The sequence below is a fragment of the Salibacterium lacus genome, from assembly GCF_042684865.1.
Classification (GTDB): domain Bacteria; phylum Bacillota; class Bacilli; order Bacillales; family Marinococcaceae; genus Salibacterium; species Salibacterium lacus.
Genome location: NZ_JBHUML010000002.1, coordinates 194,168 through 218,306, shown reverse-complemented (window position 1 = coordinate 218,306; position 24,139 = coordinate 194,168). Strand labels below are relative to the sequence as shown.

Here is a 24,139-nt window from a genome sequence, read left to right as displayed (position 1 = left end):
TCGATCCCTCCTTCCAATCTTCAAACCGCTGTTTCTTATTTGAACTTCTATCCGGGGACTGTACCGTATTTATTCTCAGCAATTCGCCGGAAAAAATTCAAAATAACTCCCTATCGTACTCTAAGGAGTTTATTTTTTCAAGTCTTTTTTCATGTTAATCATTTCATTTCCAAGTTTGGCAGCCAGTTCAACGTCTTGATTTCGTTCTGCTTCTTTTAGTTTTTGGTGTATTTGTTCTATTTCTACCCACTTTGGATAGTTTTTAATCTTGTCCACATAGTCAGCTAATTCATTTTCCGACATGTGTTCGGTAATGTCAAGCATTGCGATTTCCGATGCTTCCTTTATCAGTTCCGGATCACTCAGGTGGTTAATAAAAGATCCGGTATCAGCCTGGTTCCCCTCTCCGTAGTAGGCGTAAAGGTGAGCGGCAAGAGCAGCATGGTGATCCAGATTAAAATCACCGCCGAGTTTTTCCTGTACTTCCATGCAGGCCTCCCGGTCGCGCATCATATGAGCCAGAAGATACCGTTCCGCATTATGATGGGCCGGATGAAGTCTCGCGCCGGAGTAGTGGTCAAATCCCCGCCGCCTCTCTTCTTTTTCCTGATCTCTTCCATTGGGAGCGGGATGCCTCTTTACGCCCTGTTCTTTGTAAACCCGGTATTGTTCCTGTTTCAGGGCATCCAGAGAAAGCGAAAATTCATCGGCCAGCTGTCTTAAATAAAAGTCACGCTCGACCGCACGGGAAAGAGCCGTCATCTCTTTTAAAACTTCTTCGATATAACGGAGCTTATCTCCTTCGTCCTGGAGATTTTTATCTTTCTTTAAAGCCTGAATTTTAAAGCTCATAAAAGGGAGAGCCGTTTCAATGATTTCTTTTTGAAAACGGTCTGTTCCATACATTTGGATGTAGTCATCAGGATCAGTCTGGGCGGGAAGCATAGCCGCCTCTACGCTTAACCCTTGTTTTTCAAGAACTTCACCCGCTCTCCAAGCCGCTTCCTGCCCGGCATTATCTCCATCGTAACAGATAATAATACGTTCGGTATTACGGCGGATGATCTGGGCCTGTCTGTCAGTTAAAGAAGTTCCAAGCGACGCCAGTCCGTTATCAACACCTGCCTTGTTCGCAGCGATGACATCAGAATACCCTTCAAACAGTACAGCGGCATTTTCTCTGCGGACTGCCTTTCTTGCCACATCAAACCCGTATAACAGTTCATTTTTATGAAATAATGCTGAATCCGGGCTGTTCAGATATTTCGGCTCCGCTCCACCAAGCGTTCTTCCGCCGAATCCGACCGTCCAGCCTCGTAAATCGCGAATCGGAAACATTATCCGGTTCCGGAATCTGTCCCGAAGTTCCCCTGTAGATTCCTGCCGGTATAGAAGGCCCTGCTCTTCCATCTCCTCAAGATCAAAACCACGTTTATCAAGCAGACCTTTCAACACCTCGGGCTGATCAGGGGAAAATCCAAGCTGGAAACGTTCCATTAACTCTGCAGTAATCCCCCGCGCTTCAAGGTAGTCATACGCCTGTTTACCCTGTTCGGTGTTCATTAACACATGGTGATAAAACCTGGCCGCCAGTTCATGCCCTTCACTGCGGGACGTTGGTTCGCCATTTTCTCCTGGACCGGATGAGACGGATACGGCATCCGGCACAGCGATCCCATTTTTGTCCGCCAGGTTTTTCACCGTCTCTACAAAGGACAAGCCTTCCATTTCCATCACAAACGTTATCGCATTTCCACCGGCCCCGCACCCGAAGCAGTGGTACAGCTGTTTGTCGGGTGAAACGGAAAAAGACGGTGTTTTTTCCCCGTGAAACGGACATAAGCCGATGTAATGCTTTCCCTGCTTTTTCAGCTGAAGATGTTCACTGACAACGTCAACGATATCAAGGGATTGTTGTACCTCGGTAATGGTTTCCTCCGGTATAAGACCTGCCAACACTTCATCCCCCGCTTTATCTACCGGTGCAAGCCTCCGTAAAACTACCCGCTGAAGAAAGCTTCCCTGTATAAGTGATTATTTCTGCTCCCCGTGAAGCTCTTTCAATGCCTGTACGAATCTGAGACGGTCCGTTTTTGTCATGGGAGGAGGTCCTTTTATTCTGGTTTTTTTCTGTTTAGCCTTTATACCTTCATAGCGGCCGATCAGCAGCGCATCCATATCCTTCTCACGAAACACCGTCCCCCGAGGCGAAACAGGAACTGTGCCTTTCTGCAGCATCATGGCAGCCAGCCCATTGTCTCCGGTAATGATAATATCGCCGCGCCCGGCATGATTATGGATGTAGACATCCACCGCTTCCGGTTCATTATCGAGAACGACCGGAATGGAATGGTACGATCGATTCGATACATGGGCAAGACTGAATACAAAATAAGAAGGAATCCCGTGCTCAAAAGCGAATGAATCAATTTCCTGTTTAACAGGACAGGCATCAGCGTCTGTGTAAATAGCTATTAACAATCCACCCTTTCTCATTCGACAGTTCTTAACAAAATCCTGCTTCCTGTTTAAGAAATTTCGTTTTTTATCAAAAAGATAGTACTTCTTCCCGGGTCTCAGCTTTTCTGAAACATATTCGCGATTAAATTCGCCGTTTCTTCCACTGCTTTGCTTGATACATCGATAACCGTGCAGCCAATCTGTTCCATCACTCTCCGGGAATGAGCCAGTTCCTGTTCAATCCGTTCCCGTTTGGCATAATTAGCTTCTGCCTTAAGTCCCAGCGATTTCAGCCGTTCCATCCGTATGTCATTCAACTTTTCCGGACTGATTGTCAGTCCAATACACTTTTTCGAGGAGATTCTGAACAATTCCTCCGGCGGTTCCACCTCCGGAACAAGCGGCACATTGGCAACTTTGAGCCGTTTGTGGGCAAGGTACTGGGACAGCGGTGTCTTGGATGTTCTTGACACTCCCACCAGTACAATATCCGCCCGCAGAATGCCGCCGGGATCCCGTCCGTCATCGTATTTCACCGCAAACTCTATTGCTTCCACTTTTCGGAAATAATCTTCGTCTAACCGGTAAACGAGTCCGGGCTCGTATTTGGGATTCATACCGGAGACAGTCGTCATTTTTTCGAGCATCGGCCCGATGATATCAACCGTTTCTACTCCTTCTTCTTCCGCCCGTTTTAAGAGATAATCGTTTTTTTCCGGAATAACAAGTGTATAGGCGATCATAGCCTGAACTTCTTTGGCAAGCTCTATAACTTCTTCAATGGTTCCTTCATCTTCTACATAAGGAATTCTGCGGATTTCCATGCCGCGTTCTCCGAACTGGCTGGCTGCCGCTTTCACAACCAATTCCGCGGTCTCTCCGACAGAATCGGAGACGACGTACACAATCGGACGCTGTCCGGTATTTGATTCCATCCCCATCCTCCTTGCCGTCAAAATTTTTCTATCCGTCCATCCGGTCATGTGAAAGATCGACAAGCACTTTGGTCATATTTGTTTTCGTGACTCGGCCTGTCACTTCATACTGGTGGTTTTCTGTTTCTTTCACCACCGGAAGGGCATCAATCTGTTTTTCAATCAGCTTGTTGGCTACTTCAATAAGCAGGTCGTCTTTTTTACACACTGCGATATTGGGCATCCTGGTCATGATAATGCTCACAGGCATCGCTTCCAGTTCCTGTTTCCCGATGCTTGCTCTGAGCAGATCCTTACGGGACAGCACACCAACAAGACCAGCCTGGTTATTGACGACAAACAGAGTACCGACATCTTCCAGAAACATCGTGCAGACCGCATCATATACAGAATGAGATTCGTTAACGACGACTGGAATCGACTGGTAATCTTGAACCGTCAGTTTTTTCACCTTTTCCGTCAAAAGCTGGGATCCTGTTTTACCGGTGAAAAAATAGCCCACCCGGGGCCGTGCATCCAGAAATCCGGCCATTGTTAATATGGCAAGATCCGGACGGAGGGTGGCACGGGTTAACGATAACTTATCAGCAATGTGTTCTCCGGTGATCGGTCCGTTTTCTTTTACGATATTAAGAATATATTCCTGCCGGTCCGACAGTTCGATTATCATCACCGCCTTTAGGCCGCTTCTTTTCCTGCAGCGGTCTGCTTCTTTCCTTTATTATATCCTAATGTGCGAAAGATGACCATGCAGAGGTTTTATCTCTGAACAGACTAACTCAAGTCCCGGCAGGCACAATACCGGTCACAACTAAACTACCTAAGAAAATACAATCTGCCTGAAATCAGCAAAGCGGCTGATTTCAGAGGATAAGTGCTTCATCATGGCAAGACGGTTGTTCTTTAATGCTTCATCATCAGCCATCACCATCACGCGGTCAAAGTAGGAATGAATAAACGGCTTTAACGTTTCCAGGTGTTTGTAAGCAGTCTGGATATCGGCCGTTTCAAGGGCATTCGGCAGTTCATTCTCCAGTGTTTGAGCGGCTTGATACAGCTGTACTTCTTCATCTGCCTGCAGCAGCTCTTTATCCACAGCAGGAAGATTGTCTTCCGCTTTCCGGGCAATGTTTGTCACCCGGCTTAATGCTTCGACTGTGTCTTTAAATGATGCATGTTCTGAGATGGACTGCAGGAAAGCTGCCTTTGCGGTTATTTCACGCACCTGGCTTCCGGGATTTTCAAGAACAGCATCAGCGATATCATGACGGATCTCCTGTTCACCGAGCAGTGTTTTCAGTCTCAGGCGGAAAAAGGACAGAATTTCTTCTTCCACTGCGGGGGCGTGCTCCTGAAGCAGTTCTGCTTTCTCTGCTTCACGAACTGCCTGATGGACAAACGTTTCAAGCGGCACGGCAACGTTATGTTCCATTAAAATCCTGGCTGCTCCGGCTGCCTGTCTCCGCAGACCATGCGGATCCTGGGAGCCGGTCGGGATTAAACCAATACCGAAGCAGGCGGCTATGGTGTCCATCTTTTCAGCCAGACCGAGTACTGCCCCAGGCTGGGAAACGGGTACGTCATCAAAAGCGTGTTTTGGTTTATAGTGTTCGCGGATGGCTTGGGCCGTCTCCGGGTTTTCTCCTGCCAGCAGCGCATATTTTTCTCCCATAAGTCCCTGCAGTTCAGTAAATTCATCCACCATCAATGTGACAAGATCAAACTTGGAGATCTCTGCGGCCCGTTTTGTATCAGCTGCCATTTTTTCATTGAGTTGAAATAGGGTTCCGTACGACGAAGCAAGATCCCGGACTCTGCGGACTTTGTCGCCGATGGTTCCAAGGTCTTCCTGAAAGACAATCGAATCGAGTTTCGACGTTGCATGATCAGGTGTCAGTTTCTGGTCTTCTTCATAGAAAAATACGGCATCGGATAATCTGGCCCGAATCACTTTTTCATTTCCTTTTTGAACATTTTCCAGATGTTCGGCGTTTCCGTTACGTACAGTAACAAAGTAAGGAAGAAGTTCTCCCTTTCTGTCTTCCACCGGAAAATAGCGCTGATGCTCCCTCATGGAAGTAATAAGTACTTCTTCCGGAAGTTCCAGAAAACGTTCCTCAAACTTTCCGAAAAGCGCCGTCGGGTATTCCACCAGGTTATTCACTTCTTCCAGCAGATCTTCGGTAATAAGAATATGCCAGTTTTGTTTTTCTGCCATATCATGGAGCTGCCGGCGGATCGTTTCTCTCCGCTTTTCCGGTTCGACCATCACATAATGATCAAGGAGTGTCTGCTCAAAAGACCCGGCATCAGGGATATCTGCTGCCCCGCCGAGCACACGGTGGCCGTAGGAGCGTCTTCCACTGTCTACATCGGTAATCGTAAACGGAATGACTTCGCTGCCGAACAATGCGGTCAGCCAGTGGATCGGACGGACAAATCGGAGGTCATACGTACCCCACCGCATATTCTTGGGGAATGTCAAACTCGTGATGACGCCGTCTATTCCTTTCAGTATTTCAGCGGCTGGTCTACCTTTTTCTTCTTTACGGACGAAGACATACTCACTGTCTTTTACATCCTGAAAATAAAGATCATCCAATTCAGCACCCTGACCGCGGGCAAATCCAGCTGCTGCTTTTGTCCAGTTTCCTTCTTCGTCGACAGCAATTTGACGGGCGGGACCCTTTGCCTCTTCGACTACATCTTCCTGCATACCAGCCAGATTGTTGACTCTTACAGCAAGACGGCGCGGGGTGGAAAAGGCCTCAATGGAATCATAAGCGAGCCGGTTTTCCGTCAGCCACTGACCTACTTTCTGCTGCAGCTGCTGCATCGCGTCTGTCACAAAACGGGCCGGCATTTCTTCCATTCCGATTTCAAGCAGAAAATGCCGATTACTCATAACGGGATCCCTCCTCTTTTAACAACGGGAAGCCGAGCTTTTCCCGTTCTTCATAATAGGCAGCCGCGCATTTGCGGGCCAGGTTTCGTACTCTGGCAATATACCCGGTTCGTTCTGTTACCGAAATGGCACCTCCGGCATCAAGCAGATTAAACGTGTGGGAACATTTCAGTACGTAGTCATAGGCCGGAAATACAAGTTTTTCCTCCAACGCGCGCTGTGCTTCTTTCTCGTAAACGGCAAATTCCTTAAAGAGCATGTCATGATCTGCCACATCAAACGTATAACGGGAATGTTCGTACTCCGGCTGCAAAAAGACGTCACCGTACGTAAAACCGTCCACCCAGGTCAGATCAAATACGTTTTCCTTGTCCTGGATGTAAGAAGCAATTCGTTCAATGCCGTACGTTATTTCTACAGCCACCGGATCCGAGTCAATGCCGCCGACCTGCTGGAAATATGTAAACTGGGTAATTTCCATGCCGTCGAGCCAGACTTCCCAGCCCAGACCCCATGCGCTCAAGGTCGGCGCTTCCCAGTTGTCTTCCACAAAACGGATGTCGTGTTCTCTCGGGTTAATGCCGAGCTCTTCCAGGCTGCGCAGGTAGATATCCTGAATATCAAGCGGGGACGGCTTCATAATCACCTGAAACTGGTGATGCTGGTAAAGACGGTTCGGATTTTCCCCGTATCTCCCGTCCGCCGGTCGTCTCGAAGGTTCCACATACGCTGTATTCCAGGGCTCCGGGCCGATGCTTCGCAAAAAAGTCATCGGATTCATCGTGCCTGCCCCTTTTTCGACGTCATATGCCTGCATAATCAAGCAGTTCTGTTCGGCCCAGAAATTCTGGAGCTTTAAAATCATGTCCTGTACATTCATAAGCCAGCCTCCTTTATTCACTAAAAAGACCCGTCCCTATATACCAGGCGGGTATATAGGGACGGGTCTTTGAGATCCGCGGTTCCACCCTATTTGCCTGCCTTCTGCCGGCAGGCCGCTTTAAAAATATCGTATGCTCCGGAACGCCTTCATCATCATCATTCACACAGCTTCCACCATCCTGCGCTCGCTTTTGGAATCAGAGGATCATTACTACTTTCCTTCTACGCACTATCAATCATGTATAAGTATCATACTGAACGTATCATCCTTTTGTCAAGTACGGCAGATCGTTCATTCCCATCTTTCCATCTGCTCAAGAAACCGTTTCGATTTCAATTGAAGGCCGGTGTATTCCTGGTAATAGGAATCCAGCACAAGCCTGATTTCGTCTTTTGTCTTCCGACCAATAGAAATATCACCAAAGCGGCCGATATCAAGATGAAAAAATGTCCGCAGCAGCTGTACCGTTTTCGGCTGTATGGCAATTCTGCGTTCATCCACATGAAAACAGCGGTGGCACAGAAACCCTGCCTCTTTAACGGAAAAATGAAACGTCCCCTCTTGGCTGCCGCAATGAGTACACTTTTCCAGCACCGGTTTAATACCCGCTTGTGCCGTCATTTTCATTTCAAAAATACGGACAAGCACTTCTGCGTCATCTTCCTCATTCATCCGCTGCAAAAGCTGCAGTACCAGTTCAAATAAAAACGGATTTTTTTCCTGCTCCTCTGTCAATTTATCAAGCAGTTCCGCAATATAGGAGGCATACGCCGTCCGGACAATATCATACCGTACTGTCCGGAACGAGTCGATGGTATCCCCCTGATTCAATGTTTTCATGCCGGTTGATCTATAATACAAAAAATAGGCATATACAAAGGGCTGCGCGACTGCGGCCAGCCTGCTTTTAGGTTTTTTTGCGCCCCGTGCCATGACCGATATTTTTCCGGCTTCTCTTGTGAAAAGCTTGAGTATGCTGTTTGTTTCCCCGTATGCAAACGTACGCAGTACAATTCCTTCCGCTTTTTCAAGCATGATTGTCCTTCCCTGCCCTGTTATTCCAGTTCCTCCCCGGTACTATCTTCGATGCTTTCCAGGGTACTTTGTTCGGTTTCTTTAGCCAGCAGATAAGCATCAATATTTCCGGTCAAATAAAATAAATCCCAAGGCAGCAGTTCCTTATCAAGCATAGCAGACACCCTCTCTTTCACGGATCGTCGTATAGACTGCTTAAGACTTAGGATGTCTGGCTTCTTCCAGGAACATGCCCTGTAATATTTGCCTGATTAGTACTCCTCTTCCGAATAGCCGTACTCATTGAGCTGAAAACGGCTGTTCCGCCAGTCTTTCTGCACTTTAACCCACAGGTCGATATGCACTTTGGAACCGAGGAGGGATTCGATATCCAGTCTTGCCCTTTTCCCGATTTCTTTGAGCATACTTCCCTGTTTTCCTATAATGATGCCTTTTTGCGAAGAACGTTCCACCACGATGACTGCTGCGATATAAACAGCACCTTCTTCCCGCTCTTTCATATCTTCGATGTAAACAGCAATGGAATGAGGAACTTCATCTTCGGTGAGATGAAGGACTTTTTCCCGAACCAGTTCGCTTACAACAAATCGTTCGGGATGGTCGGTAAGCTGATCTTCCGGATAAAACTGCGGACCTTCTTCAAGATACCCGGTAATCTGCTCGATTAACGTGTCCACATTGTTTCCCTGCAGAGCTGAAATCGGTACAACTTCCGAAAAGTCCGCACGATGCCGGTAGCCATCAATCTTTTCCAGAAGTTTGTCCGGGTGGAGCTGATCAATCTTGTTAATGACGAGAAAAACAGGAGTGGAAACGTTCTTCAGCTGATCGAGAATATACGCTTCGCCGGGCCCGAACCGGTCATTTGCATCAATAATAAACAGAATAAGATCTACATCCTGAAGGGTCTGGACAGCGGACTGAACCATAAAATCACCGAGTCTGTGTTTCGGTTTGTGGATACCCGGAGTATCGATAAAAATAACCTGGGCCTCATCACTTGTGTACACACCCTGAATACGATTTCTCGTCGTCTGCGGCTTATCACTCATGATTGCAATTTTCTCACCGAGAACATAATTTAAAAGGGTTGACTTTCCTGCATTCGGTCTGCCGATAATGGCGGCAAAGCCCGACTTGAATCCTTCACTCATCATTCATGTCCTCTGCTTCAAAAGCTCCCGGGAGCAATGCAGCCATCGTTGTGACGTTGATATCCCCTTTGAGGTTTGCCAGAATAATCCGGGCATCCTGACTCAAAAATTCGGACAGAACCTGCCTGCATGCCCCGCACGGAGCGACCGGTCCAGGCGTGTCTGCCGTGACAGCGATTCCGTTGATATTTTTTTTACCGGAGCTTACTGCTTTAAAAACAGCTGTCCGCTCGGCACAGTTGGTCAGACCGTAAGAAGCATTTTCTATATTGCATCCTGTAAATACCTGGCTATCCTCTGTGGACACAGCTGCACCAACTGCGAATCCGGAATAGGGAACATATGCTTTGTCTCTTGCTGCTCCTGCTTTCTCGATAAGTTCCTGATCTAACATTTCTGTATCACTCCTTCATTTATGAAAACAACCGGCTCATAACCGGCTCATAGAAAATAAGAATCCCAATAACCACGGCTGCAGCACTGTACACTAAAACAGCCGCCGCGGCAATGTCTTTCGCTTTTTCTGCGGCGGGGTGATAGTCTTCTGTTATCATATCCACCACGCGCTCCACTGCTGTGTTCATGACCTCAAGGGCAAGCATTCCCCCTATTATCACGACAAGTATCATCCAGTGAAAAAGCGGGATCGAAAAAACGAAACCGCAGATAACAGCCGCTGCTGCGGCCAGAAGGTGGAACTTCATATTCTGTTCATGCCGAACAACCAGTGTCAACCCCGCCCAGGCACAGCAAAAAGAACGGAAGAGGCGCTGCCTTGTTGTCCGTTTCCTATCTTTCAAGTCCATAGTCACGCAGTATCGATTCCTGACGACCGAACATCATCCGTTCCTGTTCCGGTTCCTCATGCGTGTAACCGAGAAGATGAAGCAGTCCGTGCACCGCCAGAAATGCAATCTCCCTTTTTAGACTGTGTCCGTATGCCTCAGCCTGTTCTTCTGCTTTTTCCAGACTGATGATGATATCACCGAGCAGGTCCGGCATGTCCGTATGCAGAGGGTCTTCCTCCCCTTCATTCAAGGCAAACGAAATGACATCCGTCGGCTTATCCAGGTCCCGGTACTGACTGTTTATCTCCTGTATCGTTTCATTGTCTGTCACGGTCACAGAAAGTTCCGCCTGTTCCGGTACATCTTCGGCTGAAGCGGCCTGCTTCAAAACGTCTGTCAGAAGTTTTCGAAGTTCATCGGATACTGATTCAGTTTCATCAATTAAGTCTACAACCACCGTACTCATTTACTTCCCTCCTGAGCGCTCGTCGTTCCGGAGCGTTCTCCCCGGTTTCCGGTGCTGCGCGGGGATTCCGCCTCTTCATAGGCATCGAGAATCTGCTGGACAATCGTGTGCCGCACCACATCACTTGGCTGCAGATAAATAAACCCGATGTTTTTAAGATGGTTGAGAATATGGACTGCGGTTTTCAGCCCGGACTGCTGACCTTTTGGAAGGTCCACCTGGGTTAAATCCCCGTTCACAACCATCTTTGATCCAAAGCCGAGTCTTGTCAGAAACATTTTTATCTGTTCTCTGGTCGTATTCTGCGCTTCATCAAGAATGACAAAGGCGTCTTCCAGAGTCCTTCCTCTCATGTAGGCAAGCGGAGCTACTTCAATAGTTCCCCGCTCCATCAGACGGGCCGTGTGCTCCACTCCGAATATATCATGAAGAGCATCATAGAGCGGGCGCAGGTAGGGGTCCACCTTCTCCTTTAAATCCCCTGGAAGAAAGCCGAGGCTCTCGCCGGCCTCCACTGCCGGACGTGTCAAAACAATTTTTTTTACGCCGCCTTCTTTCAAGGCATTTACCGCCATAACAACAGCCAGATATGTTTTCCCGGTACCCGCGGGGCCGATTCCGAAAATGAGATCTTTCCTGCGGATGGTATCTACGTATTCTTTCTGACCGAGTGTTTTCACGACAATCGGTTTTCCTTTCACATTGACCGCAATTGTTTCCTGATAAAGATCTTCAAGCTGGTCCAATTTGTCTTCGCGGGCAAGCTGCACCGCATAGATAACATCTCTTTCTGAAAGCTTGATGCCGTTTCGCAGCAGACGCACAAGGCATTCCAGCACCCGCTCTATAAGCGCAGCGGCTTCTTGTGTGCCTGTCACAACCAGTGATTCGCCACGGGTGGTGATGGCAACATCCAGTTTTTCTTCTATCCGCTGTAGATATATATCATGAGGACCGAATAAATCCTGCATTTCATTCGTATCCTGCACTTCCAGTTCAATGACATGCTTTTCTGCCAATCTTCTCATTCTCCTTGGATGATCGGTGTTTCCGATTTGATATCTTCCAGCACTTTGTAGTGCATAACTAGTTTTACTTTACCATTACGGGCGTTCTCGTGCAAAATTTTTTCCGACATAATTCTGGCATCTTCAGGCAGATAGTGGTTCATTTTTGTGTCTGCCGCTTTCTTTGTCTGAGTAATGATATCTTCAGTCTTTTGGGTTGTCGTTTGGCGTTCCTTATATTTTTCGATATGAAAGGAAAAGGGAAACCTTTGATTCCATGCAGAAAGACGGTACTCTTTTTGACTTAGAACATGATCGCTGAATTGCTCATCCGCTTGAAATCCCCAGATCGGCAGGTTTAGTTGAAAGGCCTGAAGTCTGAATGTCGAAGCCTCTTTTCCTGTCAGCGTTTCCTGCAGTCTCTCTTTCGGAAGAGAAACGGTCACCTCATACCATGTCTCGCCCCATACTTCTCCGGAAGCCGGCACCGCTTCTGTTTCCTCTCCCTCTCCGATATAACCCGAAATGAGAAGATCCCCTTGATGGACAAGCTCATTCTTCTCTACAACCGGCTTTCCCTTCTCAGCAAAAATTCGTTGAATCACAGCTGTTTTGGAAGCCGTCAGATGTCGTGGGGAGGGGTTGTCTGTTTCGTCTGGCAGGGACTGCTCGGCAACTTCAAATTGAAAGCTTGTCCCATGTTGATGCAGGCCGATCCAGGTCGTTCCCTCGACCTCCTCCATCAGGAGTGTTTGAATCGTATCCGCATCCGGAACAAGAAATTGAAATCCGCCGGGTTTGACTCCCATCTCCTCCAGATGCCCCTCAAGTTCCTGCTCCAGAGGAGGGGAAGCTCCGTGAATATCAACGTTCCAAATCATTTTCGAAAGCAGAACGAGGGTCAATGCAAAAATTCCAAGACCGGCCCCCATTCCCCATCGATGCGAAGCGGCCGTTTTCATTCTGCCTGTTTTTGAAGGGGACGCCACTTCCATATCACACCCAACGTTATTTACCACTTTTTCCAACATAGATAGATTACGTGACATCGTAGAAAATTCTACACAGCGGCTGTCTATTCTTTTGATATCTTTCAGTTCCAAAGAATAGCGGATACACTCGTTCACAGCATCTTCCACCCGCTGCCCGGCAACCCGGACCCGTACGCCGAACCATCCCTTATGTTCACCCATTTATTCCTCCCTCCTTCCTGCCATCTTTATACGTTATCTCTTCAATAACCCCTTCAATAAGCAGTTCCTCCGGATATATTTTTTTTATAATAAATTGTTCACCCTTTATGATCAGTTCCTTATCCAACACATGGAGTTCAATCCTGTTTTCAAAAAAACTGCGGACACCGTGATGGTTCTCCACAAGTAAATGGTGCTGACCAACCATGGTCAACCGGGGCGTATCCACGATCACATCTTCCGGTACCGTTAATTTTCTTGTCAGCCAGCTTTTCCACTGTTCCAGCATCTCTTACACCCCTATTCACATCCTATGACGTTTTTCAGGATGTATCCCCCTTCCTGCACAAAAAAACGCCCGGGATTATATCCCGGACGTGCTTGATTCCGTATTTTACTGCATGCGGCTGCGGGCTCTGTAAGAGGTCCCGTGCTGCCTGTTTCTTTTGGAAACAGGAGCTCCTAATATTTCAGCCCACAGTATCCCCTGCTTTGCATTCTCAGGGGTTACGGGGGCAATACCAGATGCCGTCACCCGGTTTTCACCGGAAGCTGCAGGAGCCGAAGGAGACCCCGGGGAACGGAGTGTTTCATTGGTGAGCTCCCTAGCTCTTTCCTGCTTTTTGCGAAGCTCTTCCATCTGTTGTTCATATCCGTTCCCCGGGCTTGAAGGAGAACCCCCTGGTGATGGTTCTGCCTCCGGCACCGGACTGGTTGGTCTTCTACTGCCGGACTGCCGCTGGTTTTCCTTCCGAACTTCCTGTCCGGTTTCGTTCTGCTGATTCGGCCCGGCTTCTTCCCCCGATTCCTTATTACCGGAATAGATGCGTCCGAACAGGGAAATCAAGCCGCCAACGATCAAGCCCAGTATCAAAATGTTGCCGAAAATCAGTTCAATCAAGGCTTCCAAAGGGACCACCCTTTCTTTTTGACTGCCTTGGAATTTTTACAATGGATTGTCGGTCTGACTGCTGCCATCGTCATCGTTTCCTTTGGTTTCTCTGCCGATGGCTCCTCTCATATCTGTATCAGCGTTGATATTCTGATAGTTCATATAATCCATGACCCCGAGATTACCGGCTTTGAATGCTTCAGCCATAGCCATTGGTACTTCAGCTTCTGCTTCGGTAACCTTGGCACGCATCTCTTCAACGCGGGCTTTCATCTCCTGCTCGTGGGCTACTGCCATCGCACGGCGTTCTTCAGCTTTCGCCTGGGCGATATTTTTATCCGCCTCGGCTTGATCCGTCTGAAGGCCGGCGCCGATGTTTTTGCCGATATCAATGTCGGCAATATCGATGGAAAGGATTTCAAAAGCCGTGCCGGAATCCAGGCCTTTTTTCAGGACCGTCTGGGAGATTAAATCCGGATTCTCAAGAACCGCTTTATGGTCTTTGGAAGAACCAATCGTCGATACAATACCTTCCCCGACACGGGCAATTACCGTATCTTCGCCGGCCCCCCCTACAAGGCGGTCAATGTTGGCACGGACGGTGATTCTTGCTTTCGCCTTCACTTCAATACCATCCATCGCAACACCGGCAATAAACGGTGTTTCAATAACTTTTGGATTAACACTCATCTGGACGGCTTCCAGTACATCACGGCCGGCCAGGTCAATGGCGGCACAGCGTTCAAATGTTAATTCAATATTGGCACGCTGGGCGGCAATCAGAGCATTGACCACCCGGTCGACGTTACCTCCGGCAAGATAATGGCCTTCCAGTTTATTCAGCTCAATCTGGAGACCGGCTTTTTCCGCTTTGATCAGCGGATTAACCACTCTTTTTGGAATAACACGGCGGAGCCTCATACCAACCAGCTGGAAAATACCGATTTTAACTCCCGCTGCGAGGGCGGAAATCCAAAGTGCTATCGGCACAAACGTAAACAAGAGAGCCAGAAGAATAAAGGCAAGCACCAGTACAATAATTAATGTTAAATTCACGGACGGATCCATAAAAGAACCTCCTTCAGCTTTATTCAGATATGTTACGCACTATAATTCTGGAGCCTTCTGCTTTCACAATTTTTACATCTAGTCCTTTTTCAATATATCCTCCTTCCGATACAACGTCAAGCCTTTCTTCTCCGAGCTGGATGGAACCTGAGGGACGAAGCGGTGTTATGGATACCCCGGTGCGTCCAATCAACTCGGAGCGGCTTTCATTGGAAATAAAACCTTCTTCTGTCGTTACCGAATCCTCAAGCACAAAACGCTTCACCGGCCCCCGTTTTTTAAATACTGAAAACATCAGGATTACGGTGACCACAGAGAGTATGAGCGCAATAAGAATGGAAACGGCAATGTTCAGCGCGGAATAGGAAGCAAAAAACAGACTGCCGATAAAGGCTCCGGCTCCAAGAAGACCGAATATGCCAAAACCGGGGATGAATATCTCGACTGCCAGAAGCGTCAGCCCCGCACCGGCGAGAATCAAGGCTTCATACCCTGCAAACCCGGCGATCATATGGCCGAAGAAAAACAGACCAAGAGATGATATGCCTATAAGACCGGGAATGCCGAATCCCGGTGAATAAAGCTCCATAATCAGTCCTATACTTCCGAGGGAAAGCAGAATCGGAATTAATACCGGATTTGTTACAAACCGTGCTATTTTCTCGGCTGCGCTCACCTCTATTTCTTCCACTTCCGCGTCTGCAAGATTCAGCTCCTGCAGCAGGGCTTCCCTGTTTTCAGGTGTGTACTCCGCATAGTTCACTTCTGCAGCTTCTGATGCCGTAAGCGTTAACAATTCCCCTTCTCCCGCGCTGTATTCCGGCAGATTAACAGCAGGGTCCGCCATCGCCAAGGCGTACTCTGGGTTACGGCCGTTCAATTCAGCGGCATTCTGCATGTTCTTCTCCCAGCTCGACTGGGCTTTCGTACCTGCGGCATTGCCGGAACCGTTAATGACCTGCGCTGCTCCCATCTGCGTTCCGGGAGCCATTGCGATTTCATCGGCGCTAAGTGCCAGAAAAGCGCCGGCCGACATCGCTTTTTCCACTACATACGCGGTCGTCGGCACGGAGGCATCCTCCATCAGGGAGGCAATGTCCCCTGCGGCATCCACTGCACCGCCCGGCGTATCGATTTCAAAGATAATGTGATCGGCACCAGCTGATTCGGCATCTTCCACCGCTCGCTCCAGAAATGCCTTCAACCCATTTTCCACCGTCTGTTCCACCGGGATGACATATACTTTATCATTTTCGGCAGCTTCGGCTTCATTATGTGGAAGCACCACAAACAGCACAAACAGAGACAGAAGCAGGGCCGCCGATTTTCTCACGAAATGAACCATTTCACTCCCTCTTTCCCTGATGTTTCCTTTTTCCTGCATGCCGGCTGGGTAGTCCGTCCCTTTATCTACGAATAAACCGTGGTCCGGTTTCAGTTCCGGCTGTCATTATCCTTAGTATATCATTTTTTTATGTATTCACCTACGACATCGACTGTACCGGGAATATTAGATCATTAACTTCTTTTATGCTTGATAAAAAAACATTCCCCCGGTTTGGAGGAATGCTTTCTTCTCAGGTCAAATGTTTCCGGACAAACTGATTTACCAGTTTTCCATCCGCCCGCCCCTGCACTTTCGGCATGACAGCGGACATGACCATTCCCATATCACTGCCTGATGAAGCACCGGTTTCAGTGATGGTTTCCTGTACAATACGATCCAGCTCTTCTTCAGAAAGTGATTCGGGCATATATTCAGATAGAATAGCAAGTTCCTTTTCTATCTCTTCTGTTAAATCATCTCTTCCCGCATTCTCAAACTCATGGAGGGACTCTCTGCGTTGTTTCCATTCACGGTTCAGAACACTCAAAGCATCCTGTTCCTGCAGCTCCCTGCCTTCTTTAATCGCTTCATTATGAAGGGAAGATTTAACACCCCTGAGAACAGAAAGCCTTTTTTTATCCTTGGCTTTCAAGGCACGTTTTACATCTTCATTCAAACGATCCATGAGTTGCAGCGTGAAGCACCTTCTTTCAATTATGATTTACGCTTTCTAGCCGCTTCTGATTTTCTCTTACGCTTTTCGCTCGGTTTTTCGTGAAATTTGCGCTTACGTACTTCAGCCATTGTTCCTTCTTTCGAAAGATCTTTCTTAAAACGGCGAAGAGCAGCATCAATATTCTCGTTTTTGCGAACACGGGTCTCAGCCATCTGAATCCCCCCCTCCAAACAACCAGTACAGCTGATTCTTCCAGCAGGATAATCACGGCTGTCCATCCGGGCTGCGGATAACAAACCGTTTCCCTCATGGAAAAAACAACTATTTTCACAAATTATATAACATGATAATCGAAAAATCAATACTTTCTATAATACAAGCATAACGGTTTAATAGGATGATGTGCCGCTTTCTCCGGAAACAATCGCAGCACCGGAACTGGTACCGATTCTTTCCGCACCGGCTTCTATCATCGCAAGCGCTGTCTGCTGGTCTTTCACGCCTCCGCTTGCTTTTACTTTCGCTTGATTGGCGACCACACGCTTCATCAATTTAACGTCTTCAAGCGTGGCGCCGCCGCCTGCAAATCCTGTCGAGGTTTTGACAAAATCCGCCCCTGCCTGAACAGCAGCACGACATGCCGTTTCTTTTTCTTCATCAGAAAGAAGGATGGTTTCAATAATCACCTTAACGAGCGCCTGATCGGAAGCCGCCTGAACAACCGATTCAATATCGGAACGTACTTCATCTTCTCTGCCGCTTTTCAGCGCTCCTATATTGATGACCATATCGACTTCTGAGGCCCCCAGTCTGATGGCCTCTTTTGTTTCATAGGCTTTTACGGAAGACAACGCCGCACCGTGGGGGAAACCGATGACTGTGCACACTTTCACCGGGGTGTCTGCCAGAATGGCAGCTGCACCAGCCACATGGGACGGATGGATACAAACCGATGCAAACTCATACTCTGCCGCTTCACGACACAGGCTTTCCACCTGTTCAGCAGTGGATTCAGGTTTTAATAGTGTGTGATCAATGGTGGAAGCAAGGGAACTACTCATATCCTTCACCCTTTCTTGAGGCTATGCAAGCACTCTGTCTTCTTCTTCCCGGGCTTCTCTGATAAATTCGCCCATATTATAGGGATATCCTGCTTTTGTAATCTTCACTTTGACGATAGAACCAGTCAATTCCTCTTCTCCTTCAAATTTAACGCGCAGATAGTTGGACGAGTAACCGGTAAGAAGCCCTGTCTCTTCATCTCTTTCTTCCGGTATAACATCGAGCTCTCTGCCTTCATAATCGCCGGCATATTCTTTTGCAAGCTGATTCGACAGTTCAATCAGCTGCTGCACTCTGTTTTGTTTGATGTCGCTGTCCACCTGGCCGTCCATTTTGGAAGCCGGTGTGCCGGACCTTTTTGAAAATGGAAAGACGTGCAGTTCGGAGAATTTATTGTCTCTGATAAACTGATACGTCTCCCGGAATTCTTCTTCGGTTTCACCGGGGAATCCGACTATGACGTCGGTGGTAACAGCAAGACCCGGAAGGGCCTGCTTCAGTTTATCGAGCTGCTCGGCATAATATTTTGTCGTATACTTTCTTCTCATCCGCTTCAACACCGTATCGGAACCGGACTGCAGCGGCACATGGAGATGATTGACAATTTTTCGGGAGCGGTCTATAACATCAATGACTTCATCGGTAATCTGACTGGCTTCGATGGACGAAATCCGCAGGCGCTTCAGACCTTCCACTTTTTCCAGTTCTTTCAAGAGAGCGGCGAAATTATAGTCTTTCATGTCTTCGCCGTATCCAGCGGTATGAATACCGGTCAGTACAATTTCTTTATATCCGGCTTCTACAAGCTGATGCGCCTGATTCAGAACATCTTCGGGTTTTCTGGAGCGTAGAAGGCCCCGGGCCCATGGAATGATGCAGAACGTGCAGAAATTGTTGCAGCCTTCCTGTATTTTCAGGGACGCTCTTGTGCGGTCCGTGAATTCAGGAACATCCAACTCTTCGTATACCCGCGTTTTCATGATGTTTCCTACTCCGTTAATCGGTTCCCGTTCTTTTTTGAACTGCTCAATATACCCGATCATTTTGGAACGATCCTGGGTTCCTACCACAACGTCCACGCCTGGAATATCCATAATTTCAGCAGGCGATGTCTGAGCGTAGCAGCCTGTTACACACACCACTGCATCCGGATTTTTACGCACCGCACGACGGATCACCTGACGGCTTTTCTTATCACCGGTATTGGTGACGGTACAGGTGTTTATGACGTAGACATCTGCACTTTTTTCGAATTCTTCTTGTTCATATCCAGCATTTTTAAACAGCTGCCAGATTGCTTCTGTTTCATAATGATTCACTTTACAGCCAAGGGTATGAAAGGCAACAGAAGACATATATGTTCACCTCAATATTTCATAATGATAGGACAGGGCGGAAAGAAAATAGAGAGAAGCGGATTCGCTCCGTAAAATCCGCGGCCCCAGACTGACAGGCCGGCAGTCGTTTTGATCAAGAGCCTGTGCTTCTTCACGGCTGATTCCACCTTCTGGACCAATAAGAGCCAGAATGGATGGAGGGCGGGAAGAAAAAATATCTGCCGCAGCCTGATGTTCACCGCTTTTTGCCGTTTCTTCATCCAAATACAGGCACGCTTCATATGCCGAAGCTGCCTCTATCATGTCACGGGTGGAGGCATAATACGAAACATCCGGAATGTACTGTCTTCCGGATTGTTCCGCTGCTTCTTTGGCAATTTTGCGGAGCCGCTGGAGTTTCTTCTCCACTTTACTGCTATCCCATTTTACCACAGATCGACCTGCTGCAAACAACAGAAAGGAGCGCGCGCCCAGTTCAGTTCCCTTCTGCACGACCAGGTCAAGGTTATCTCCTTTAATCAACGCCTGGGCGACAGCGGCATAAACCGGAAGTTCCGGGCTGCTTTTTATATCTTCCAAAATGTCTGCCTCCACCGTCTCTTTATCCACGCTTTGGATCCTGCAGTGTGTCCGGCGCCCCTGATTATTCAGGCATTCGATATGGCTTCCGGGCTCAAGCCTCATGACTTTGGAAATGTGTTTGACATCTTCCCCTGTAATGACTACATTGTTTTCCGTCATTTGTTCAGGTTCTACAAAATAACGCTGCACGTTATCCACCCCGGACTTTTTGCTTCTGTTTTTTCACAGCTGTTACAGCTGTCCAGTCTTCCATGTCCTGTGTACGAACAACCTCAAAGTTCTCTTTTTCCAATGCTTCCATGACCTCTTTTTTCTTCCCTGAAATAATGCCGGAAGTGATGAAAAGTCCTCCCGGCTTCAAAGCCCTCCATGCGTCAGGAGCGAGTCGGATAATGATGTGGGCCAGTATATTGGCAATAATGATGTCAGCCTGGCGGGTTTCATGATCGAGTAAGTTGTTTTGTTTCACCGTCACCGTATTTTCCACATGGTTGAACGCAGTGTTTTCACGGGCGGCTTCCACTGCTGTCTGATCAAGGTCAAGTGCAAGAACACCTGCTGCTCCGAATTTGGCTGCGCCAACAGCCAGTACGCCGGAACCGGTGCCGACATCTATCACTTCTTCTCCCCCCCTGATTTCCTGTTCAAGGGTCCGCAGGCATAAAACGGTGGTTGGGTGCGTCCCTGTGCCAAAAGCCATCCCGGGATCAAGTTCTATCACTTTTTCTTCCCTGCTTTCAGGCACATAAGGCTCCCAGGAAGGAGTAATAGTGAGAGTGTCCGTCACCTTGACCGGTTTGTAGTACTGTTTCCAGGCGTGGGCCCAGTCTTCTTCCTCGACTTCGGTAATACTCACTTCATTTCGTCCGATGTCGATATCATGCAGCAGCAGATCATTGATAGACTGTTTGATTTCTTCCAGCGTTTCCCCGACAAAGCTGCTTACCGAAAAGTAGGATTTCAGTACAACTCCTTCTTCCGGATACTCTGAGCCGTTTAGATCGTAAATTTCATCCTCGGTTCCATCCCAGTCGCGGTAAAGATCTTCAGAGTCTTCAATCACCACTCCACTTGCTCCGCCCTCATGCAGAATATTGGAAATCGGCTCCACCGCTTCCTGGGTTGTATGAATTCGAAACTCCAGCCATTTCACTAACACCAGCTCCATTTTTTAAAGACTCTGCCGGGCAGAATTAATCACCTTTAAACGCGCGTTTCACTTTTTCAAAAAAATTCTGGTGCTGTTCTTCCACCTGCTCATCCCCACTTAATTCGGAAAACTCACGGATCAATTCTTTTTGTCTTTCATCGAGTTTTTTCGGTGTAATGAGCTGTACTTTTACATGCTGATCGCCCTGACCGCGGCCGTGCACATTCGGAATACCTTTTCCGCGCAGACGGAAGTTTGTTCCGGTTTGTGTTCCTGCCGGGATCTTCAACTTCACTTTACCTCGCAGCGTTGGTACTTCTATTTCATCGCCAAGGGCTGCCTGGGCAAACGTGAGCGGCATTTCACAGTAAACATCGTCGCCGTCCCGGTCGAAAAACTCATGGGACTGTACATTGAATACGACAAATAAATCTCCCGGCGGACCACCATTGGCTCCTGCTTCTCCTTCACCGGCAACACGGATCTGCTGTCCGTAATCCACACCGGCAGGAACAGTGATTTTAATCTTCTTGTTGCGTTTTATACTGCCCCGGCCGCCGCAGGTCGAACATTTATCTTTCACGGTTTGTCCGGTTCCCTGACACTGGTCACAGGCGCGTCTGTTCACGACACGGCCAAACGGTGTGTTCTGTTCAATATTCAGCTGGCCGCTTCCCCCGCACTTCGTACACGTTTCCGGACTGGTCCCCGGTTTTGCACCGCTTCCATCACAGGTCTCGCATTCTTCTTCCCGGGGGATTTCAATGTCGGTTTCTTTACCGAAAGCTGCTTCCTTAAAGGACAACGTCATCGTATACTGCAGGTCGGCGCCTTGGCGGGGCGCATTGGGATCTCTGCGGCCGCCGCCGCCGAAGAACATATCGAAAATATCGCCGAAACCGCCAAAGTCTCCGGCTCCGCCGCCGGCACCGCCGAATCCTTGGTTTGGATCAGAATGGCCGAACCTGTCATAATTAGCCTTCTTCTGTGAGTCACTTAATACATCGTAGGCTTCTTTGACTTCCTTAAACTTCTCTTCCGCGCCTTCTTCACTGTTTACATCGGGGTGATATTGACGTGCAAGTTTCCGGTATGCTTTTTTTATTTCGTCGTCAGAGGCTTCGCTGCTGACACCGAGCACTTCATAATAATCGCGTTTACTCATCGTTTGCATCCACTCCCGTTCACTAATCCATAAGGATTATCTTATCATTCCTGTCTTCATTTCTTCAAGTCCGCCTCAAAACTGGAGGCACAAAAAAAGAAAGGAGCTGACCCTAAGCAAAGCTCAGCTTAACCTTTCTTTCGGGACAACTCCTCGTGCAGACTTTTTTCTATTTCGTCTCCCTGTGCAAATGACTCATAAAGGGGCGGGAATTACTTATTATTTTTGTCGTTATCGTTGTCGTCTACTTCTTCGTAATCCGCGTCTACTGCATCGTCACCGGAATCCCCTTCATTTTCCTGAGCCTGCTGCGCCTGCTCGGCTGCCTGCTCATAAAGCTTAGTGGAAAGCTGCTGAACAATTTCCTGAAGTTCATCTTTAGCTGTTTGGATAGCTTCGATGTCTTCGCCTTCCAGTGCTTCTTTCACTTTGTTCTTCGCTTCTTCTGCGTTGTCTTTTTCGGACTGATCTACATTCTCACCGAGATCTTCCAGTGTCTTTTCTGTTGTGAAGACGAGCTGGTCCGCTTCGTTGCGGGTTTCTACTTCTTCTTTACGTTTTTTGTCGGCTTCTGCGTTCTCTTCGGCATCTTTTACCATCTGCTCAATTTCATCTTCGGAAAGGCCGGACGATGAAGTGATCGTGATGGACTGTTCTTTGTTTGTACCCAAGTCTTTGGCACGTACGTTCACAATACCGTTGGCGTCGATATCAAACGTTACTTCAATCTGCGGAACACCGCGTGGAGCCGGCGGAATGTCGCTCAACTGGAAGCGGCCGAGAGACTTGTTGTCCGCGGCCATTTCACGTTCACCCTGAAGCACGTGAATGTCAACACTCTGCTGGTTGTCAGCAGCAGTCGAGAATGTCTGGGACTGACTCGTCGGGATCGTAGTATTACGCTCGATTAATTTTGTGGTTACTCCGCCCATTGTTTCAATACCAAGGGACAGCGGCGTCACGTCAAGGAGTACAACGTCTTTCACATCTCCGGCCAGAACACCTGCCTGAATAGCTGCACCAAGGGCTACCACTTCGTCCGGGTTCACGCCTTTATGCGGATCTTTGCCGGTTAATTTCTTGATTGCATCCTGTACAGCAGGAATGCGGGTGGAACCGCCCACAAGGATGACTTTATCAATGTCTGTTGCTTTCATATCAGCGTCTTTGAGTGCCTGACGTGCAGGTCCCATGGTTTTTTCCACAAGATCGGAGGAAAGCTCATCGAACTTCGCACGGGTCAAACTGATTTCCAGGTGTTTCGGGCCGTTTTGGTCTGCTGTAATAAACGGCAGGGAAATCTGAGTCTGAGCCACACCGGACAGATCTTTTTTCGCTTTTTCCGCTGCGTCTTTCAAACGCTGCACTGCCATGTTGTCCTGGGAAAGATCGATGCCGTTTTCTTTTTTGAATTCAGAGACAAGGTAGTCGATGATAACCTGGTCGAAATCGTCCCCGCCGAGCTTATTGTCGCCGGACGTTGATTTTACTTCAAAAAATCCTTCGCCAAGTTCGAGAACCGATACGTCAAATGTACCTCCGCCAAGGTCATAAACAAGGATTGTCTGGTCGTCTTCTTTGTCCAGACCATAGGCAAGAGAAGCCGCAGTCGGCTCGTTCACGATACGGTCTACTTCCAGTCCCGCGATTTTACCGGCATCTTTTGTTGCCTGGCGCTGGGAATCATTGAAATAGGCCGGAACCGTAATAACGGCATTCGTTACTGTTTCTCCGAGATAGCTTTCTGCATCATCCTTGAGTTTTTGGAGAATGATAGCGGAAATCTCCTGCGGTGTATACGTTTTTCCTTCGATTTCAACGGTATGCTCCGTTCCCATGTGACGCTTGATGGACTGGATGGTGTTTTCGTTCGTAATAGCCTGGCGCTTGGCTACCTCCCCAACCTGGCGTTCTCCATCCTTAAACGCAACAACAGAAGGAGTAGTGCGGTTACCTTCCGGGTTCGGGATAACCTGTGCTTCGCCGCCTTCCATTACTGCGATGCAGGAGTTCGTTGTACCAAGGTCAATTCCTATAATTCTGCTCATTGTCTC

26 protein-coding genes are annotated in these 24,139 nt (G+C 48.2%); all 26 read right to left on the bottom strand.

The features are described from left to right. Positions 1–129: 129 nt before the first annotated feature. On the bottom strand, positions 130–1,956 hold the full coding sequence (gene dnaG / locus ACFSUB_RS01645) for a DNA primase (RefSeq protein WP_380711443.1): 1,827 nt from the start codon (positions 1,954–1,956) through the stop codon (positions 130–132). 78 nt (positions 1,957–2,034) lie between these two features. Next, the gene (locus ACFSUB_RS01640) at positions 2,035–2,481 is read right to left on the bottom strand and encodes a DUF188 domain-containing protein (protein WP_380711442.1); all 447 of its coding nucleotides are present in this window, start codon (positions 2,479–2,481) and stop codon (positions 2,035–2,037) included. A 95-nt stretch (positions 2,482–2,576) separates the two neighbouring features. After that, positions 2,577–3,395 (bottom strand): pyruvate, water dikinase regulatory protein, encoded by an 819-nt coding sequence (locus tag ACFSUB_RS01635; protein WP_380711441.1) that lies wholly within the window; start codon positions 3,393–3,395, stop codon positions 2,577–2,579. Between the two features lie 28 nt (positions 3,396–3,423). Beyond that, entirely contained in the window at positions 3,424–4,065 is a 642-nt protein-coding gene (locus tag ACFSUB_RS01630; RefSeq protein WP_380711440.1) for a helix-turn-helix transcriptional regulator, read from the bottom strand. 150 nt (positions 4,066–4,215) lie between these two features. After that, positions 4,216–6,300, bottom strand: a complete 2,085-nt coding sequence (glyS, locus tag ACFSUB_RS01625; RefSeq protein WP_380711439.1) for a glycine--tRNA ligase subunit beta — start codon at positions 6,298–6,300, stop codon at positions 4,216–4,218. Next, a complete protein-coding gene (glyQ, locus tag ACFSUB_RS01620) occupies positions 6,293–7,180 on the bottom strand; it encodes a glycine--tRNA ligase subunit alpha (RefSeq protein ID WP_380711438.1) in 888 nt (295 codons plus the stop codon). The genes glyS and glyQ overlap by 8 nt, the downstream gene beginning before the upstream one ends. A gap of 294 nt (positions 7,181–7,474) precedes the next feature. Beyond that, entirely contained in the window at positions 7,475–8,218 is a 744-nt protein-coding gene (gene recO / locus ACFSUB_RS01615) for a DNA repair protein RecO (RefSeq protein ID WP_380711437.1), read from the bottom strand. A 20-nt stretch (positions 8,219–8,238) separates the two neighbouring features. Beyond that, positions 8,239–8,373: a YqzL family protein gene (locus ACFSUB_RS01610; RefSeq protein ID WP_380711436.1), complete on the bottom strand. Its 135-nt coding sequence runs from the start codon at positions 8,371–8,373 to the stop codon at positions 8,239–8,241. A gap of 96 nt (positions 8,374–8,469) precedes the next feature. Next, a complete protein-coding gene (gene era, locus ACFSUB_RS01605) occupies positions 8,470–9,375 on the bottom strand; it encodes a GTPase Era (RefSeq protein WP_380711435.1) in 906 nt (301 codons plus the stop codon). Beyond that, positions 9,365–9,766: a cytidine deaminase gene (locus ACFSUB_RS01600; RefSeq protein ID WP_380711433.1), complete on the bottom strand. Its 402-nt coding sequence runs from the start codon at positions 9,764–9,766 to the stop codon at positions 9,365–9,367. Before ACFSUB_RS01600 ends, era begins: the two co-directional genes overlap by 11 nt. Positions 9,767–9,785: 19 nt before the next feature. After that, positions 9,786–10,178, bottom strand: coding sequence for a diacylglycerol kinase family protein (locus tag ACFSUB_RS01595; RefSeq protein WP_380713151.1), 393 nt, complete (start codon positions 10,176–10,178; stop codon positions 9,786–9,788). Continuing rightward, positions 10,162–10,626: an rRNA maturation RNase YbeY gene (gene ybeY / locus ACFSUB_RS01590; RefSeq protein ID WP_380711432.1), complete on the bottom strand. Its 465-nt coding sequence runs from the start codon at positions 10,624–10,626 to the stop codon at positions 10,162–10,164. The genes ACFSUB_RS01595 and ybeY overlap by 17 nt, the downstream gene beginning before the upstream one ends. After that, a complete protein-coding gene (locus ACFSUB_RS01585; protein ID WP_380713150.1) occupies positions 10,623–11,597 on the bottom strand; it encodes a PhoH family protein in 975 nt (324 codons plus the stop codon). The genes ybeY and ACFSUB_RS01585 overlap by 4 nt, the downstream gene beginning before the upstream one ends. 53 nt (positions 11,598–11,650) lie before the next feature. Next, a complete protein-coding gene (gene yqfD / locus ACFSUB_RS01580; RefSeq protein ID WP_380711431.1) occupies positions 11,651–12,826 on the bottom strand; it encodes a sporulation protein YqfD in 1,176 nt (391 codons plus the stop codon). After that, a complete protein-coding gene (gene yqfC, locus ACFSUB_RS01575) occupies positions 12,819–13,115 on the bottom strand; it encodes a sporulation protein YqfC (protein ID WP_380711430.1) in 297 nt (98 codons plus the stop codon). The genes yqfD and yqfC overlap by 8 nt, the downstream gene beginning before the upstream one ends. A gap of 105 nt (positions 13,116–13,220) precedes the next feature. Then, the gene (locus ACFSUB_RS01570) at positions 13,221–13,736 is read right to left on the bottom strand and encodes a hypothetical protein (protein ID WP_380711429.1); all 516 of its coding nucleotides are present in this window, start codon (positions 13,734–13,736) and stop codon (positions 13,221–13,223) included. A 36-nt stretch (positions 13,737–13,772) separates the two neighbouring features. Beyond that, positions 13,773–14,786, bottom strand: a complete 1,014-nt coding sequence (gene floA / locus ACFSUB_RS01565) for a flotillin-like protein FloA (protein WP_093335281.1) — start codon at positions 14,784–14,786, stop codon at positions 13,773–13,775. Positions 14,787–14,805: 19 nt separating this feature from the next. Then, on the bottom strand, positions 14,806–16,131 hold the full coding sequence (locus ACFSUB_RS01560; protein ID WP_380711428.1) for an NfeD family protein: 1,326 nt from the start codon (positions 16,129–16,131) through the stop codon (positions 14,806–14,808). A gap of 232 nt (positions 16,132–16,363) precedes the next feature. Beyond that, the gene (locus tag ACFSUB_RS01555; protein WP_380713149.1) at positions 16,364–16,807 is read right to left on the bottom strand and encodes a GatB/YqeY domain-containing protein; all 444 of its coding nucleotides are present in this window, start codon (positions 16,805–16,807) and stop codon (positions 16,364–16,366) included. A 20-nt stretch (positions 16,808–16,827) separates the two neighbouring features. Beyond that, positions 16,828–17,001 (bottom strand): 30S ribosomal protein S21, encoded by a 174-nt coding sequence (gene rpsU, locus ACFSUB_RS01550; RefSeq protein ID WP_090925731.1) that lies wholly within the window; start codon positions 16,999–17,001, stop codon positions 16,828–16,830. Between the two features lie 177 nt (positions 17,002–17,178). Next, complete coding sequence (deoC, locus tag ACFSUB_RS01545) at positions 17,179–17,850, bottom strand: deoxyribose-phosphate aldolase (protein ID WP_380711427.1); 672 nt, start codon at positions 17,848–17,850, stop codon at positions 17,179–17,181. A gap of 21 nt (positions 17,851–17,871) precedes the next feature. Next, a complete protein-coding gene (gene mtaB / locus ACFSUB_RS01540; protein ID WP_380711426.1) occupies positions 17,872–19,206 on the bottom strand; it encodes a tRNA (N(6)-L-threonylcarbamoyladenosine(37)-C(2))-methylthiotransferase MtaB in 1,335 nt (444 codons plus the stop codon). A gap of 6 nt (positions 19,207–19,212) precedes the next feature. Continuing rightward, positions 19,213–19,959, bottom strand: coding sequence for an RsmE family RNA methyltransferase (locus tag ACFSUB_RS01535; RefSeq protein WP_380711425.1), 747 nt, complete (start codon positions 19,957–19,959; stop codon positions 19,213–19,215). Between the two features lies 1 nt (position 19,960). After that, complete coding sequence (gene prmA, locus ACFSUB_RS01530) at positions 19,961–20,923, bottom strand: 50S ribosomal protein L11 methyltransferase (protein WP_380713148.1); 963 nt, start codon at positions 20,921–20,923, stop codon at positions 19,961–19,963. Positions 20,924–20,963: 40 nt separating this feature from the next. Next, a complete protein-coding gene (gene dnaJ / locus ACFSUB_RS01525) occupies positions 20,964–22,085 on the bottom strand; it encodes a molecular chaperone DnaJ (protein ID WP_380711424.1) in 1,122 nt (373 codons plus the stop codon). 212 nt (positions 22,086–22,297) lie between these two features. Then, a complete protein-coding gene (dnaK, locus tag ACFSUB_RS01520; protein ID WP_380711423.1) occupies positions 22,298–24,133 on the bottom strand; it encodes a molecular chaperone DnaK in 1,836 nt (611 codons plus the stop codon). Positions 24,134–24,139: the final 6 nt, after the last annotated feature.